The organism is Hyphococcus flavus (assembly GCF_028748065.1).
GTDB lineage: Bacteria > Pseudomonadota > Alphaproteobacteria > Caulobacterales > Parvularculaceae > Hyphococcus > Hyphococcus flavus.
Window position 1 is genome coordinate 2692326 of record NZ_CP118166.1, and the last position, 16278, is coordinate 2708603.

13 protein-coding genes are annotated in these 16278 nt (G+C 56.7%); all 13 read left to right on the plus strand.

Annotated elements, in window-relative coordinates:
* Positions 1-78: 78 nt before the first annotated feature.
* The 13 genes from metX (at position 79) to leuB (ending at position 16089) form a co-directional block, all read left to right on the plus strand.
* Positions 79-1074: a homoserine O-succinyltransferase MetX gene (gene metX, locus PUV54_RS12875; protein WP_274492670.1), complete on the plus strand. Its 996-nt coding sequence runs from the start codon at positions 79-81 to the stop codon at positions 1072-1074.
* Positions 1071-2282 (plus strand): cystathionine gamma-synthase, encoded by a 1212-nt coding sequence (gene metB, locus PUV54_RS12880; RefSeq protein WP_274492671.1) that lies wholly within the window; start codon positions 1071-1073, stop codon positions 2280-2282. Before metX ends, metB begins: the two co-directional genes overlap by 4 nt.
* Positions 2273-3316 (plus strand): homoserine dehydrogenase, encoded by a 1044-nt coding sequence (locus tag PUV54_RS12885; protein ID WP_274492672.1) that lies wholly within the window; start codon positions 2273-2275, stop codon positions 3314-3316. Before metB ends, PUV54_RS12885 begins: the two co-directional genes overlap by 10 nt.
* A 9-nt stretch (positions 3317-3325) precedes the next feature.
* Entirely contained in the window at positions 3326-4483 is a 1158-nt protein-coding gene (proB, locus tag PUV54_RS12890) for a glutamate 5-kinase (protein ID WP_274492673.1), read from the plus strand.
* Positions 4484-5767, plus strand: coding sequence for a glutamate-5-semialdehyde dehydrogenase (locus PUV54_RS12895; protein ID WP_274492674.1), 1284 nt, complete (start codon positions 4484-4486; stop codon positions 5765-5767). It begins immediately after the preceding gene.
* Positions 5768-6139: 372 nt separating this feature from the next.
* A complete protein-coding gene (gene ilvD / locus PUV54_RS12900; protein ID WP_274492675.1) occupies positions 6140-7828 on the plus strand; it encodes a dihydroxy-acid dehydratase in 1689 nt (562 codons plus the stop codon).
* A gap of 11 nt (positions 7829-7839) precedes the next feature.
* Complete coding sequence (gene ilvC, locus PUV54_RS12905; RefSeq protein ID WP_274492676.1) at positions 7840-8850, plus strand: ketol-acid reductoisomerase; 1011 nt, start codon at positions 7840-7842, stop codon at positions 8848-8850.
* Between the two features lie 9 nt (positions 8851-8859).
* On the plus strand, positions 8860-10656 hold the full coding sequence (locus PUV54_RS12910) for an acetolactate synthase 3 large subunit (protein WP_274492677.1): 1797 nt from the start codon (positions 8860-8862) through the stop codon (positions 10654-10656).
* Positions 10653-11219 (plus strand): acetolactate synthase small subunit, encoded by a 567-nt coding sequence (ilvN, locus tag PUV54_RS12915; RefSeq protein WP_274492678.1) that lies wholly within the window; start codon positions 10653-10655, stop codon positions 11217-11219. The genes PUV54_RS12910 and ilvN overlap by 4 nt, the downstream gene beginning before the upstream one ends.
* A 223-nt stretch (positions 11220-11442) precedes the next feature.
* Positions 11443-13038: a 2-isopropylmalate synthase gene (locus PUV54_RS12920; protein WP_274492679.1), complete on the plus strand. Its 1596-nt coding sequence runs from the start codon at positions 11443-11445 to the stop codon at positions 13036-13038.
* Complete coding sequence (leuC, locus tag PUV54_RS12925) at positions 13035-14468, plus strand: 3-isopropylmalate dehydratase large subunit (RefSeq protein ID WP_274492680.1); 1434 nt, start codon at positions 13035-13037, stop codon at positions 14466-14468. Before PUV54_RS12920 ends, leuC begins: the two co-directional genes overlap by 4 nt.
* A complete protein-coding gene (leuD, locus tag PUV54_RS12930) occupies positions 14468-15049 on the plus strand; it encodes a 3-isopropylmalate dehydratase small subunit (protein WP_274492681.1) in 582 nt (193 codons plus the stop codon). Before leuC ends, leuD begins: the two co-directional genes overlap by 1 nt.
* Complete coding sequence (leuB, locus tag PUV54_RS12935) at positions 15046-16089, plus strand: 3-isopropylmalate dehydrogenase (RefSeq protein ID WP_274492682.1); 1044 nt, start codon at positions 15046-15048, stop codon at positions 16087-16089. The genes leuD and leuB overlap by 4 nt, the downstream gene beginning before the upstream one ends.
* Positions 16090-16278 lie beyond the last annotated feature (189 nt).

A 16278-nucleotide genomic window follows, 5' to 3' on the forward strand; every position in this document is an offset into this window, starting at 1 on the left:
GGTCTCAAGCGAATTTCTGAAATGAGTGTGCGCCGCTTTTGCGGTGTTCGGTTTTGGAAATGACGCGAGAGACGAGCCATGGCAAGCGCGCAAATCGAGACGGAAGAAACGGTTCTTCGCAAAACGGTGCTCTATAGCGAAGTCAGCATTTTTCTGCCCGGCGATATTGAACTCGACAGCGGCGAAACGTTGTCGAAACCGGAGCTCAGCGTACGCATTTACGGTGACCTTACTCAGCCTGTCGTTGCGGCGGCGGGCGGCGTTTCCTCTGGGCGGATCATTGCCGATACCAGTGAAGACCGCGGCTGGTGGCAGGAGTTTGTGTCGGCTGGCGGCGCCATCAATCTCGATGAATATTGCGTCATCGGTTTTGATTTTCTGCCCAATCCCGGCGAGGCGGCGCGCACCATTTCAACTGCGGATCAGGCGCGTGCATTCGCCCATGCCCTCGACATCATCGGCGTTGAAAAGCTTTACGCCTTTGCCGGCGCTTCCTATGGCGGCATGGTCGGGCTGAAATTTGCCGAATTGTTCCCCGAACGGATTGAAAAGCTCATCGCCATATCGGCACCTGACCGTCCGCACCCGGCGGCAACGGCGCAGCGGGGAGTGCAGCGCCGGATCATCCAGTTCGCCAATGACTGCGGCAGGCCGGAGGAGGGCGTGTCGCTCGCCCGCCAGCTCGCCATGGTGTCTTACCGCACGCCGGAAGAGTTCGAACAACGTTTCGCGAGCAACGCATACGGCGAGGCCGCGGGCGCGCCTTACGATATTTGCGAATATCTGATCGCGCGGGGCGAGGCGTATGACGTGAGTGCCGAGCGATACCTGACGCTTTCCGATTCCATCGACCGTCATCGCGCCGATCCGGCAAAAATTAAGGCCGACACGCTTGTCATTGCGGCAACCAGTGACCGTCTGTCGCCGCCTGCGGATTTGAAACGATTAGCCGGTGTGATCGACGCGGCGCGGTTTGTCGAAATTCCATCCCTTTTTGGTCATGACGCCTTTTTGAAAGAGCCCGGCGCCATTGGCCCCCACATCAAAGAATTCCTAAAAGGAGCCAAGTCATGAGTGAGTCATTCCGTCCGGAAACCATTATCGCGGGCGCAGGCGTCGCCGACGATCCGGCGTTCAACTCCGTTGCGCCGCCGTTGCATTTGTCTGCAACATACGGCTGGAACGATCCGCTTGAAAAGCCGCAATATGATTATGCGCGTTCGGGCAACCCGACACGCACGCAACTGGAAAACGCGTTGGCCCAGCTTGAGGGCGGCGCGCGCGGCGTTGTGGTTTCTTCCGGTATGGCGGCGCTTGATCTTGCGCTGAACCTCGTCAATCCGGGCGAGCTCGTGCTGGCGCCGCATGATTGTTACGGCGGCACGCACCGCCTGCTAACGGCGCGCGCCAAACGCGGGCATTTCGAGCTGGCCTTTGCGAACCAGACCAGTGCTGTTGAGCTGAAAAACGCGTTTGCGATGAAGCCTAAGCTGGTGTTGATCGAAACGCCGTCAAACCCGCTTTTGCGAATTACCGATATTCGCGGCATTGTCGCGCTCGCAAGGGAATGCGGTGCCATCACTGTCGCTGACAACACATTCCTGTCGCCGGCCTTGCAACAACCGCTGGCGCTTGGCTGTGACGTGGTTGTTCATTCGACAACGAAATTCATTAACGGCCATTCGGATGTGGTTGGCGGTGCAGTCATCGCCAGGGAACAGGCGCTCGGTGATGAGCTTGCCTGGTGGGCCAACTGTACGGGCGTCACCGGGGCGCCGTTCGATTCCTTTTTGACCTTGCGCGGGCTTCGCACGCTGTTCCCCAGGCTGGAGCGGCAACAGAAAACAGCAAACGACGTCGTATCGGCGCTTGCTGCTGATGAAAGAGTATCGCGCGTTTACTATCCCGGGCTCGAAAGCCATCCCGGGCATGAAGTCGCCAAAGCGCAACAGGCCGGGTTCGGGGCCATGTTCAGCGTGGAATTCGCTGAGGGCGTCGATGTGATCAAGCTTTTACGGCATCTGAACATTTTCACGATAGCAGAGTCCCTTGGCGGGTTTGAAAGCCTGGTGTGTACGCCGGCGACAATGACCCATGCATCGATGACGCCGGAAGCGCAAAAGATCGCCGGCATTTCCGAACGGTTGGTCCGGTTTTCCATCGGGCTTGAGCATGGCGATGACTTGGTGCGAGATATACTGGCGGCGCTGGACAAGGCTGCTGGTACGGAAGAAGACAATGTGGCGTATCTGCCGGAAGGGGCGGCGAGCAAATGTGCTTAGATGTTGATGACAAGGACGTATCTGTGAGCAATAGCGGCGAGTTTTCTCCAAGGCGATTGCGCGTGGCGGTTGCCGGGCTTGGCGTGATCGGCGAGGGCGCCGCGCTTGAGCTGGCGAAACAAACGAAGCCTTATGGCCTTTGCGCGGCGCTTGTGCGCGATCCGGGTAAGGCTCGCGCGCAAGAACTTGAAAACCTGCGAACCTATTCCGATCCGGCGGTGATGCTGGTTGAGCATCCGGACGTAATTGTGGATGCGTTGCCTTCTGGCGAGGTTGGCCGTTGGCTGATTGAGGCCGCGCTGAGCAAGGGTGTGAGTATCGTCACGGCGAATAAACAGGCGATCGCCGGTTCATTGGCGTTGCTGCACAAATACGCGCACGACCATGGCGCCGTTCTTTCCTATTCACCATCCGTCGGCGGCGGGGCGCCTATGGTTGAGACGGTGCGTAAAGCGCGGGAAGAAGGATCGCCGCGCGAGATCAGGGCGATCCTGAACGGGACGGTGAACTATATCCTCTCAGCGATGAAAAATGGTGCGAGTTTCACCAACGCGGTCATCAGCGCACAGGAAGCCGGCTTTGCCGAACCCGATCCGACAGCCGATTTATCAGGCGAAGACGCAAGAGCGAAAATTTCGATCCTCACTTACGAGGCTTTTGGTCATGAGATTGACCTCGATGCTATCGAGGTAGAACCATTGTCAGCCGAAAAGGCCGGCCAGTTCGTAAAAAGCGGCGGCGTGTGGAAGCAGATCGCGCATGTGGTTAAAAGCCAGGACGGACAAACAAAGGCAAAAGTTTCGTTCGAACGAGTCGATGAAGACCCACTCTTTTCCAAGACAGAAAAAGAAGGCAACGCTTTGCGCGTGACCTGTACTGACGGCCGAGCGCTGACATGCTCGGGCAAGGGCGCAGGACGAGCGCCGACGGTGAGCAGTATTTTCGCCGATCTTGAGCGAGTGGCGGTGAAATTAACAGCGCTGGAAGCTGAGCACGCCAAAAACGCTTTGCGTCGCGGCAGAACCTTCAGCTAAAAAACGCCAATGTCATCGTTGGAAAATGCGAGTGCTGCGTCTGACGCCGCAATGTCGGCGCGCGCCGCGAAACGCCTTGTGATCAAGGTGGGGTCGGCGATTTTGTGCGGCGATGGCGGCGCGGTGAGAGAACGCTGGCTGTCAACTCTTGCGAACGATATTACTGACTTGCGCCGCCGCGGCGTTGAAGTCGCGGTGGTGACGTCCGGCGCTATCGCTCTCGGGCGAAAAAAACTTAGGTTGTCAGGCGGATTGCGGCTTGATGAAAAACAGGCGGCGTCAGCAGCGGGTCAAACGGCGCTGGCGCAAGCGTGGCAGGCGGCGTTCGCAGCGCATGACATCAACATCGCGCAGATTTTGTTGACGCTCGATGATACAGAAGAGCGGCGCCGCTACCTTAATGCGCGCGCAACCATGCGTACGGTTCTTGACCTTGGCGCGATACCGCTCATCAATGAGAATGATACGATCGCCACGAGCGAAATAAGATATGGCGACAACGACCGCCTTGCCGCGCATGCAGCGCAACTTATAGATGCGGATGTATTGGTGATCCTTTCCGATGTGGATGGTCTTTATACGGCTGATCCGAGACGGGATGCGGCGGCGGCGCACATACCCGTCATCGACGCTATCACGCCTGAGATCGAAGCGGCGGCAAAAGGACCGAACACAGATGCTGGCGTCGGCTCTGGCGGCATGGCGTCAAAAGTAGCGGCAGCGAAAATCGCGTGTCGCGCCGGGTGTGCCGCAATTTTAGCACCGGGTGTTATCGATAATCCCTTAAAGACTGTTCTTGATGGCGGTAAGGCGACCCTGTTCAAGGCCGCCACCTCTAAAGAGCGCGCGCGCCGCCAGTGGATCGCCGGGCGGCTAAAGGCGGCAGGTAGCGTCACGGTTGATGCCGGCGCCGCAAAGGCGTTGACCACCGGCGCAAGCTTGTTGCCGGCGGGCGTGACGTCGGTTTCCGGTGACTTCTCACGCGGTGACGCGATAAATATCGCGGGCCCAGACGGTGTTGTTATCGGCAAAGGACTTTCTGCATTCGATGCGGAAGAGGTCAAAAACATCGCCGGCAAAAAATCGGATGAGATTGAAAATATCCTCGGATATCGACGCCGCCCGGCGGTGATTGAAAAAGACGATCTTGTAATGAAAGCAGAGTAGATGACCGAGGCGTTTTCTGCATATAGCTCTTTGACGGCATACATGAACGCGATTGGCGTGCGGGCGAAAGGCGCCGCGCGGGCGATGGCGTCTGCTCCGGGAAGTAAAAAAAACGAAGCGCTAAAATTAGCTGCTGCAAGTATTCGCGATCGCTCAGATCAAATCCTAGACATCAATGCGAATGAACTTGCTGTCGCGAAAGAAAAAAACGTAACTGACGCCTTTCTTGATCGTATGATGCTTAATGGCGATCGGATTGAGGGGATTGCTAACACTCTCGAAGACGTCGCCGCGCTTGATGACCCGGTCGGCAAAGTCATTTCAAAATGGACGCGCCCCAATGGCCTGGAAATCGAACGAGTCAGAACGCCTATAGGCGTCATGGCCGTAATCTATGAAAGCCGGCCCAATGTAACGGTGGACGCTGCGGCGATTGCCGTAAAAGGTGGCAATGCCGTCATCCTGCGCGGCGGCTCGGAATGTATTGAAACCAACAAGGCTTTGTTCGGATGTTTCTCCGGCGCACTCGTGAAAGCCGGTTTATCTGAAAACGCTGTTCAGTTTGTAGAAACGCCTGACCGTGACGCGGTGGGCGCACTGCTTTCGGGGATCGACGGGAACGTCGATCTTGTTATTCCGCGCGGCGGCAAGTCGCTGGTGGCGCGGGTGCAGTCGGATGCGCGCGTGCCGGTGCTCTCTCATCTTGACGGCATCTGTCATGTCTATGTTGATCGCGATACCGATCCGCGAAAAGCTGTCGACATCGTCGTTAATTCCAAGATGCGGCGGACGGGCGTTTGCGGCGCAGCGGAAACGCTGCTGATCGACGCGGCGATCGCAAACGAAATTTGGCCCGCTATCGCGCAAGCCTTGCGAGATAAGGGATGCGAAATACGCGGCGATGCGAATATCCGGAAACTGGATGCGTCTGTTGCCGCCGCGTCAGAAGAAGATTGGCGAACGGAGTATCTGGCGCCGATCCTTTCCGTCGCCGTCGTGGACGGCGTGACAGGGGCCATCGGACATATCGCCAATTATTCTTCAGGGCATACGGAATCCATTGTCACGGAAAACTTTGTTACGGCTGAAACGTTCATCAACGGCGTCGACAGCGCCATCGTGCTGCATAACGCTTCCACTCAGTTCGCGGACGGCGGGGAGTTTGGGCTCGGCGCTGAAATCGGCATCGCCACGGGACGTCTTCACGCGCGCGGACCGGTAGGCGTTGAAGAACTGACTACATACAAGAATGTTGTGCGTGGCACAGGGCAGATCAGGCCTTAGCATAATCTGCTACTCAAATGTGCGCGGCGTGCGCTTCAAAAGAAAATTTCGACAAAACGGGCATTTTTTGCTTGTTTGTTAACGACTTCCTGTTGTAAGCGGTTTTCTGCGCTGCAACACAAGGCGCGTTTGGGGAAAACAATGAGCGGGTTCATGGGAACGGTAACCACGGGAGAAGGCGCGAGTTTGGTCGCGAACCCTGTGGTGCTGTTTATGAGCCTGATTGTGGTGGTGGTACTCCTTATTAGCCCCTTCCGGGGAGCGGCCATGGAGCCCGCGCGCTAAAGCAACAGCAGCACGGACCTTCAGACACCCGCTCCCGAAAGGAAGCGGGTTTTTTCATGTCTGATGGTCCGTTCAAGGATAGAACGGATGACGGAAGAAAAGCAAAAACGATCAGATGCGATCACCAAGGGGCCGGCGCGCGCCCCGGCGCGGGCTATGCTGCGCGCAACGGGGCTTGGTGATGAAGATCTGGCGAAGCCGATGATTGCGGTGGTCAACACCTGGTCGACGGTGACGCCATGCAACATGCATCTCGATAAACTGGCGGCGCCAGTGCGCGAAGGCGTCAGAAAAGGCGGCGGCACGCCGGTTGATTTCAATACTATCGTTGTTTCCGACGGCATCACTATGGGCGGCGAGGGAATGCGCGCCTCCCTGATCTCGCGTGAGGTGATTGCTGACTCTATTGAACTCGCCGTGCGCGGACATTCGCTCGATGCGGCTGTAATTCTCGTTGGTTGCGACAAGACATTACCGGCAGCGGCGATGGCGCTGGCGCGCATGGATATTCCCGGCGTTATTTTCTACGGCGGCACCATCATGCCGGGACACTGTAAATTTCGCGGCGAGGAAAAAGACCTTTCCATCCAGGATGTGTTCGAAGCGGTCGGCGCGCATGCCAAGGGCGATTATTCCGACGCGGAGCTGGACCAGATCGAGCGCGCGGCCTGCCCAGGCGCCGGCGCTTGCGGCGGTCAGTTTACGGCGAACACCATGGCCATGGCGCTGGCGTTTTTAGGGCTTGCGCCCATGGGCGCCGGCGATCCGCCAGCGACGGATGAAGCGAAAGCAGCCGAAGGCGCGCGCTGTGGCGAGTTAGCGGCGAAGCTCGCCCATGAAGGCAAAACCGCACGAACATTCGTCACCGAAGCGAGTTTGAAAAACGCAGCGACATCGGTCGTCGCCAGCGGCGGATCGACCAACGCAGTGCTGCATCTCGCTGCAATAGCAGCGGAAGCTGGCGTTCCGTTCTCCATCGACCTGTTTGATGAATTATCAAGGTCAACGCCAGTCATTCTTGATATCAAACCGGGCGGGAAGTTTCTTGCTAAAGATTTGTACGAAGCGGGCGGCGTTCGCCTGTTTGGCAAGCGACTGATGGAAGGCGGCGCTCTGTTTGAAACGCCAACGGTTAGTGGCGCGACAATGTTTGAGGAATTGGCGAAGGCGGACGAAACGCCCGGCCAACAGGTGGTTCGCTCCGTAGACGATCCAATAAAGAAAACCGGCGGGTTGCGCATTCTCTATGGCGATGTGGCGCCGGAAGGCAGCGTTCTCAAAACCGCGGGTTACGCTGACGCCGCATTCGAAGGGCCGGCGCGGGTTTTCGAAAGCGAGGAGGAGGCGTTTGCTGCGGTTTCTGATCGCAACATCAAGGAAGGCGACGTCGTCGTTATCCGTTATGAAGGACCGAAAGGCGGTCCGGGCATGCGTGAAATGCTTGCCGTCACCGCCGCACTCGCCGGTCAGGGATTAGCCGGCAAAGTCGCGCTGATGACGGATGGCCGGTTTTCCGGCGCATCGCACGGTTTCGTTATCGGCCATGTGGCGCCCGAAGCCGCCGCCGCCGGCCCAATCGCGCTTATCGAAGAAGGCGACATCATTCGTATTGACGCAGAAGCACGCCGGATTGACGCCGACATCAATTGGGCGGCGCGCAAGGCTGCATTCAAGCCAAAGGCGCCAAACCGCATGGGCGGCGCATTCGACAAATTCGCAAAACTCGTTTCATCGGCGTCGAAAGGCGCCGTCACCATTCAACCGCTGAACGACTGAAGGAAGTTAAAATGAGAGTCTATACGGAAGATGATGCACGCCCGGAACTGGTCAAGTCCGAACCGGTCGCCGTAATCGGTTACGGCAGTCAGGGCCGCGCCCATGCGCTGAACCTGAAAAACTCCGGCTGTGACGTGGTCGTCGGCGTGCGCGAGGGCGGGCCGGGCGCAATGCGTGCTGCTGAAGACGGTCTTGAAGTCGCTTCCGTCGCCAAGGCGTGCGAGGGCGCGAAACTGATCGCGATCCTGACGCCGGACATGACTCACGAAAAAATATTTAATGAGGAAGTCGCGCCGCATCTGAAAGCCGGTGACGCCTTGTTGTTCGCCCATGGCTTTACGGTGCTCTATGGCCGGGTGCAGCCACCAAAAGATGTTGACGTCATTATGGTTGCGCCAAAGGGGCCGGGTGACCTTGTTCGGCGTGAATATGAACGTGGTCGCGGCGTGCCGTGTCTTTTTGCTGTGCATCAGGACGCTACCGGCAACGCCAAAGACAGAGCGCTTGCCTATGCGAGCCTCATTGGCGGCGCTACCGCCGGGGCTATCGAAACGACGTTCAAGGAAGAAACCGAAACGGATTTGTTCGGTGAACAGGCGGTTTTGTGCGGCGGCGCATCGGAACTGGTCGTCGCCGGTTTCGAAACGCTGGTTGAGGCCGGCTATCAGCCAGAAATCGCTTACTACGAATGCATGCATGAGCTGAAGCTCATCGTCGATCTCTTTTACGAGGGCGGCCTTGAAGGCATGCACAAATTTATTTCCGAAACGGCGAAATATGGCGACTTCGTTTCCGGTCCGCGTGTAATCAATGCGGAAACCAAACAGCGCATGCGCGAAGTGCTGACGGATATTCAGAACGGCAATTTCGCCCATGACTGGATCATGGAAAATCAGGCCGGCAAGGTTCGTTATAACCAGATGCTGGAAGCCGATCTTAATCATCCAATCGAAAAAACGGGCAAGGAATTGCGCGCCCGAATGCCGTGGCTGAAGCACGGCGCCAATACGAAAGAGGAGTAAGGAGTTCTCATGTCTTCTCTGGCGGCTAAACAAACTGCGAAACCGGCTCCGGCGCTCTCAAAGCCCGGCGCCGAACTTCTGCTCGATGCGCTGGAGGAGCAGGGCGTTGAGGTGATTTTCGGCTATCCGGGCGGTGCCGTGTTGCCGATCTATGATGCGCTTCACGCGCGTGACTCGATCCGCCATGTGCTGATGCGTCATGAACAGGGCGCCCTGCATGCGGCGGAAGGATACGCGCGCTCAACCGGCAAGGTGGGGGTGGCATTGGTTACGTCGGGTCCCGGCGCCACCAATGCGGTGACAGGCCTTGCCGATGCCCTGCTGGATTCAATTCCGCTGGTTTGCATCACCGGTCAGGTGGCAAGGCCCTTGATCGGCACGGATGCGTTTCAGGAATGCGACACCACAGGCATCACAAGGTCATGCACGAAACATAATTATCTGGTGCAATCAGCCCAGACATTATCGAACACCGTACATGAAGCATTTCATGTTGCGCGGCGCGGCCGTCCGGGACCGGTGCTGATCGATATTCCAAAAGACACGCAATTTGAAACGGCGCTTTATACCAGCCGCGAGAATGCAAAAAATCGCAATTGCATCGTCCTGCCAGAGCTTGACCGCAACAAGATCGACCAGACAGTCGATCTGATGCGTCATGCACGCCGCCCTGTCTTTTACACCGGCGGCGGCGTCATCAATGCAGGTCCCGAAGCCAGTGAAACATTGCGGAAGCTGGCGGCCGCCACGGGGTTTCCCGTGACATCGACCCTGATGGGGCTTGGCGCGTTTCCGGCGTCAAACCCGCAATGGCTCGGCATGCTTGGCATGCATGGAAGTTTCGAGGCGAATAACGCCATGCATGACTGCGACCTGATGATCGCCATAGGCGCGCGGTTTGACGACCGCGTCACTGGCCGTATCGACGCCTTTTCACCGAACTCACGCAAGGTCCACATCGATGTGGACCCATCATCCATAAACAAGAATGTAAACGTGGATATCGGCATTGTAGGCGATGCCGGCGAAGTCATGGAGGCGTTGCTTGCTGAATGGAACGCGCGTGAGAAACAGGAAAATTATAAAACGGCGCGCACCAACGCGTGGCGAGAGCAGATTGATGCATGGCGCAAGCGAAAGTCGTTTCATTACGAACCTTCCAAAGAAGCGATCAAACCGCAATACGCTATCGAGCGTCTGTATCAATTGACTCGCGGGAAGGACGTCTACGTGACGACCGAAGTCGGCCAGCATCAGATGTGGGCCGCCCAGCATTTTCACTTTGATGAACCGAACCGCTGGATGACGTCAGGCGGGCTTGGCACAATGGGCTATGGCCTTCCCGCCGCGCTCGGCGTGCAGGCGGCGTATCCGGACGCTCTCGTCATTGATATTGCTGGCGATGCTTCGGTACAGATGACCATGCAGGAAATGTCGGCGGCGGTTCAGCATGGCCTGCCTATCAAAATTTTCATTCTGAATAACGCTTATCTCGGCATGGTGCGCCAGTGGCAGGAATTGTTACATGGCGGTCGGTATTCCCATTCATACTCTGACAGTCTTCCTGATTTCGTGAAACTTGCTGAAGCCTATGGCGGGCAGGGTATTCGGGCTGAAACCCCCGATGAGCTCGACGACAAAATCAGGGAAATGATTGATACGCCAAAACCGGTGTTGTTCGATTGCGTGGTGACGCAAGAAGAAAACGTATTTCCAATGATCCCATCGGGTGCGGCGCATAACGAAATGCTATTTGGCGACGTCAAGGGCGGCGAAGTGAGCGACGCCGGAAAGGTGCTGGTATGACTGCGTCTAATGTTACAACGCCTGCGCCGTCGCAATCCGTTTATCCGGTCACGCCGGATCAGGGTGACGTGAGAGAAGCAGTGCTTGCTGTCATCGTTGATAATGAGCCGGGCGTTTTGTCTCGTGTTGTCGGACTGATTTCGGCGCGCGGATACAATATCGAAAGTCTGACGGTGGCGGAAACAGATGTCGAAAAGCATACCTCGCGCATCACAATTGTGACGCAAGGCACGCCCGCCAAAATCGAACAAATCAAGGCCCAACTTGGCCGTCTCGTGCCGGTGCGCCGCGTGATTGACGTAAGCGCAGAAAAGGACGCTCTCGAACGTGAGCTGGCGCTGATCAAAGTCGTCAGTGTTGGTGATCAACGATTGGAAGCCATGCGCGTCGCCGATATTTTTCGCGCTCGAGCTCTCGATACCACTCCGACATCCTTTGTGTTCGAAGTCACTGGCGCGCGAGAAAAAATCAACGCGTTTATCGATTTGATGCGGCCATTAGGTCTTTCCGAAATTTCCCGGACCGGCGTGTTGTCGATCCGTCGCGGCGTGACGGGTGATTAATTGTGACGAATTACAGTTTTTACCCGCTCATCCCGGCGAAAGCCGGGATCCAGTTTAAAGAAAAAGCCGGGCTAGGCCCGTCGTTAATTGTTAGCTGGGCCCCGGCTTTTGCCGGGGTGAACGGAAGAAAGTTTATTCCTGAAAACCTGCTCCTTAGCCCCGCGCGGCGTTAATCGCCGCGCGTAACAAATGCGCTTTGGAACAGAGTTTAAGGAACAGAAAAATGACTACCCAACACATAAAAACGGATGACGTGAAACCCGTCAGCGAAAACCACGTCAAGATTTTTGACACCACCTTGCGCGACGGCGAACAAGCGCCGGGCTTTTCCATGTCCACCGATGCGAAACTGATTGTCGCGAGGACCCTCAGTGACTTGAACGTCGACATCATTGAAGCCGGATTTGCTGCGGCTTCTCCGGGTGATGCGGCTGCAATCCGTACAATTGCAAGCGAAATCGAAGGGCCGACGATTGGTTCATTGGCGCGACTGAACAAGAACGATATCGATGCTGCGGCGCATGCTATCGAGCCAGCACAACAGAAACGTATTCACACATTCATCGGCACTAGCCCATTGCACCGCGACGCTAAGCTGAAGATGTCGAAGGAAGAAATCTTGAAAGTGATTTCGGAAATTGTCGCCTATGCATCGTCCGCATGTGATGACATTGAATTTTCGCCAGAAGATGCGATCCGCACGGAGCGGGAGTTTTTGCTTGAGGCTGTGGAGGCAGCGATCGAAGCCGGCGCCACGACCATCAACATTCCTGATACGGTCGGTTATACAACGCCGGAAGAAATCACGGATCTCTTCCGATTCTTGAAAGAAAATGCCAAAGGCGCTGATCGGGCGATATTCTCTGTTCATTGCCATGACGATCTCGGCATGGCGGTCGCGAACTCGCTGGCGGCGGTGCGCGGTGGCGCGCGTCAAATTGAATGCGCCATAAACGGCATCGGCGAGCGTGCCGGAAACTGTTCCATGGAAGAAGCGGTGATGGCGCTGGCGACACGCCGGGATTTCTTCAACGTCTCGACCCAGATTGATACGACGAAGATTTTCGCAGCATCGACTACGCTTGCGCGCGTAACGCATAACCCGATCCCGCGCAACAAGGCGATTGTCGGTAAAAATGCATTCGCGCATGAAGCCGGCATTCATCAGCATGGCGTTCTGGCGAATAAGCGCACTTATGAAATCATGGATGCGGAAGCTGTCGGCATGCCGTCAAACTCTATTGTTCTGGGAAAACACTCCGGCAAGCATGCCGTTGCGGCGCGCGTCAAAGCGCTGGGCTTTAATGTTTCAAAACAGAAAATCGAGGATATTTTCCCGGCGTTCAAACGGCTGGCGGACACCTGCCGCGAAGTGACTGACGCTGATCTCGTGCGCATTGTTACCGGCAACGCCGAAACAGACGGGCGCATCGGTCCGTGGCGCATGCGCAAGACTGAGCTTCATGTAAACTTTGAGGACGAAACGCGCCCGCATGCGCGCATCACCATGGAACATGACAATGGTGAGCGCCAATCGGTAACCCACGAAGGAGAGGGGCCCATTGATGCGGCGTTCGCCGCTGTGTGCGCCATTGCTGACGTGCCGGGGCATATCCATACGCTGGATCTTAATCATGTCGCTGCCGAGGGTATTGTTCGCGCCGAAGCCGTTATTGAAGTTGAGGGAAAATTTTATTCCGGAAAATCCGAAGAGGTTGATATCGCCGACGCCGCGGTTGCCTCGTTTGTCGCTGCAGTCAATCAGGCGGCGGCGATCCGCGCGGGCGTTAGCGCAGAGCAGGAAAGGGCGGCGTCATGACCCGTAATAATTCCAGCCCGCAATCCTTATTCGACAAACTATGGGAACAGCATGTCGCAGTGCCTGAAACGGCGGACGCGCCTGCGGTTCTCTACATCGACCTGCATCTGGTGCATGAAGTAACCTCGCCGCAAGCATTTTCAGTGCTGGACGAGCAGGGACTGAAAGTGCGTCGTCCGGACCGGACGATTGCAACGCTTGATCACTCAACGCCGACTTTGCCGGCGAACGAAAATGGCGATCTTCCGTACGCCACGCCAGACGCGAAAGCGCAGGTGGAGACGCTGATCGCCAATTGTGAAAAGCATGGCATTCAACTCTTGAATTTGGGTGATCCACGACGCGGGATCGTCCATGTCATTGGACCCGAGCTTGGTTTGACGCAGCCTGGCAAGACTATTGTCTGCGGAGACAGCCATACCTCCACCCATGGCGCTTTTGGCGCACTGGCGTTCGGTATCGGCACGACGGAAGTCGGGCATGTGCTGGCGACCCAAAGCGTTCTACAAAGAAAACCCAAATCCATGCGCGTTATTTTTGACGGCGCTTTACAAGAGGGTGTCAGCGCCAAGGATATGGCGCTCGCTATGATTGCTGAGATCGGCGCCGATGGCGGACAGGGGTACGCCATCGAGTTTGCTGGCGAGGCAGTGAAAGCGCTTTCCATGGAAGGCCGCATGACCCTATGCAATATGTCGATAGAGGCCGGCGCCCGTTTCGGCATGGTCGCTCCGGATGAATTGACATTCGAGTGGGTGAAGGACCGTGAGTTCGCGCCAAAGGGCGATAGTTGGCATGAGGCGCTAATGCGCTGGCGTACGCTGCCGACCGAGGATGGCGCAGCGTTCGACAAACAGGTCAGGATTAACGCCGGCGCAATTCGCCCGATGATTACGTATGGCGTTTCACCAGACGCCGCTGCACCCGTTACCGCCCATGCGCCAAAGCCGCGCACGAGCGCAGAGCAACACGCTGTCGACTACATGCAGTTCGAACCAGATCAGCCCTTTACAAAGGCTGAGGTCAATCGTGTTTTCATTGGCAGTTGCACAAACTCACGGCTTTCGGACCTGCGTGACGCAGCGGCGATTATGCGCGGCCGCCGGGTGAAAGAAGGTGTTGTCACGCTTGTCGTCCCCGGATCGGAAGCGGTGAAACGCGCGGCGGAGGCGGAAGGCCTGCATGATGTCTTCCGTGCGGCCGGCGCCGAATGGCGCGAACCAGGCTGTTCCATGTGCATCGCCATGAACGGCGACGCTGGCGCGCCGGGCGAACTGGTCGTTTCAACATCCAATCGCAACTTTATCGGCCGTCAGGGCAAAGGCGTCCGAACCGTACTCGCCAGTCCGGCGACAGCGGCGGCCTCAGCCATCGAGGGGCGCATCGCCGACCCGCGTCCATATGTCAACGAGATGAAGGAGAGTGCGTAATGTCATTCGAACCTTTTAACGCGCTAACTTCACGCACTGTCGTACTCCGGCAAGAAAATATCGATACGGATCAGATCATTCCCGCCCGCTTTTTAACGACGACTTCGAAAGAGGGGCTTGGCGAGTCCGTGTTTTTTGATTGGCGTTACGAAGACGATGGCAAGCCCAGAAATTCTTCCATCTTCAACGGCTACAACCCAGACACGCATAAAATTCTGGTGGCGGGATCGAATTTCGGTTGCGGGTCTTCTCGCGAGCATGCGCCATGGGCGCTTTACGGGTTTGGGTTTAGAGCGGTCATCAGCTCTGACATTGCTGATATTTTCAAAAGCAACGCCCTTAAAAACGGCCTTCTGGCGATTGAGGTTGATCCGAAAACCCATGCCAGTCTGCTTAATAATCCGGGCGCTGAGATTGAGATTGATCTCGAACGGCAAGTGGTGGCGTTAAGCGTCTGGGAGAAAGCGCATTTTGATATCGAGCCTTTTGCCCGCCAGTGCCTGATGAACGGTGTTGACCAGTTGGGGCACCTTCAAAACAAGCTTGCGGAAATCGAAGCCTATGAGGCGGCGTGCGCATGACAAGGAAAATTGCGTTTCTTCCCGGCGATGGCGTCGGGCCGGAGGTGAGCGCCGCCGCCCGGCGAGTGTTGGATGCTGTCGCGGAAACACATTCGCTGTCACTGAAGTATAATGAGTACCTGTTTGGCGGGGCCGCCATCGATACTGCTGGAGACCCGCTTCCGTCAGAAACGAAAACGGGCTGCCTCGAAGCGGATGCTGTCTTTCTTGGCGCGGTCGGCGGACCGAAATGGGATGGCGGGGCCTTGAGGCCGGAAAAAGGATTGCTGGATCTGAGAAAAGCGCTTGGCGTCTACGCCAATTTGCGACCAACATCGATCGCTGCCGGCATGGAGCATCTGTCGCCGTTAAAAATTGAACGCGCAAAAGATGTTGACTTTTTGATCGTCCGGGAGCTGACGGGAGGCATGTATTTCGGTGATCGTACCGAAGGGAACGATACTGCTCGCGATGAATGCCTCTATACGCGGGAAGAAGTGAGCCGCGTTGCGCGCATCGCCTTCGAGGCGGCAAGAAAGCGCAAGGGCAAAGTCGCCTCAGTCGATAAAGCCAATGTGCTTGCCACAAGCCGATTGTGGCGAAACGCCGTTAACGATCTTCATCAGGCGGAGTTTCAAGACGTGGAGTTTTCCCACGTTCTGGTGGACGCCATGGCTATGAAACTGATCCAGGCACCGGCGGATTTTGACGTGATCCTGACTGAAAATCTCTTCGGCGATATTTTAAGCGACGAGGCGTCGGTGCTATCGGGCTCCATTGGCCTTGCGCCGTCCGCATCACTGGGCGATGGCGCGCGTGGACTTTTCGAACCGATCCATGGTTCAGCGCCGGACATCGCCGGACACGGGAAAGCCAATCCGGTCGGGGCGATTTTGAGCGCCGCCATGATGCTGCGTTACAGTTTGGATGCAGGCGAGGCGGCTGACGCGATTGAAAACGCCGTTGCGGGCGCGCTGGAACAAGGCCGTGGAACGAGCGATATTGGCGGGGAAGATACGACAGCGAGTTTTACCGAAGCGATAATGGCGTTAATTGAATGAACGGCGTTTATCTTTTCCCTGCGCAATGCCAGGTACACAATTCCAAATCGTGCACATGCTTTTCCATCCGCTCACCCCGACGCAAGTCGGGGCCCAGTAAATGAAAAATGTCGGGCGAAGCCCGTCTTCTGTGAATGACTGGATCCCGGCTTTCGCCGGGATGACCGAGAATTTTTGTTCTTTTAGAAA

Bases quoted from the DNA above. Each gene is read 5' to 3' on its own strand.
- metX (WP_274492670.1), top strand. From the start codon at position 79: ATGGCAAGCGCGCAAATCGAGACGGAAGAAACGGTTCTTCGCAAAACG.
- metB (WP_274492671.1), top strand. From the start codon at position 1,071: ATGAGTGAGTCATTCCGTCCGGAAACCATTATCGCGGGCGCAGGCGTC.
- PUV54_RS12885 (WP_274492672.1), top strand. From the start codon at position 2,273: ATGTGCTTAGATGTTGATGACAAGGACGTATCTGTGAGCAATAGCGGC.
- proB (WP_274492673.1), top strand. From the start codon at position 3,326: ATGTCATCGTTGGAAAATGCGAGTGCTGCGTCTGACGCCGCAATGTCG.
- PUV54_RS12895 (WP_274492674.1), top strand. From the start codon at position 4,484: ATGACCGAGGCGTTTTCTGCATATAGCTCTTTGACGGCATACATGAAC.
- ilvD (WP_274492675.1), top strand. From the start codon at position 6,140: ATGACGGAAGAAAAGCAAAAACGATCAGATGCGATCACCAAGGGGCCG.
- ilvC (WP_274492676.1), top strand. From the start codon at position 7,840: ATGAGAGTCTATACGGAAGATGATGCACGCCCGGAACTGGTCAAGTCC.
- PUV54_RS12910 (WP_274492677.1), top strand. From the start codon at position 8,860: ATGTCTTCTCTGGCGGCTAAACAAACTGCGAAACCGGCTCCGGCGCTC.
- ilvN (WP_274492678.1), top strand. From the start codon at position 10,653: ATGACTGCGTCTAATGTTACAACGCCTGCGCCGTCGCAATCCGTTTAT.
- PUV54_RS12920 (WP_274492679.1), top strand. From the start codon at position 11,443: ATGACTACCCAACACATAAAAACGGATGACGTGAAACCCGTCAGCGAA.
- leuC (WP_274492680.1), top strand. From the start codon at position 13,035: ATGACCCGTAATAATTCCAGCCCGCAATCCTTATTCGACAAACTATGG.
- leuD (WP_274492681.1), top strand. From the start codon at position 14,468: ATGTCATTCGAACCTTTTAACGCGCTAACTTCACGCACTGTCGTACTC.
- leuB (WP_274492682.1), top strand. From the start codon at position 15,046: ATGACAAGGAAAATTGCGTTTCTTCCCGGCGATGGCGTCGGGCCGGAG.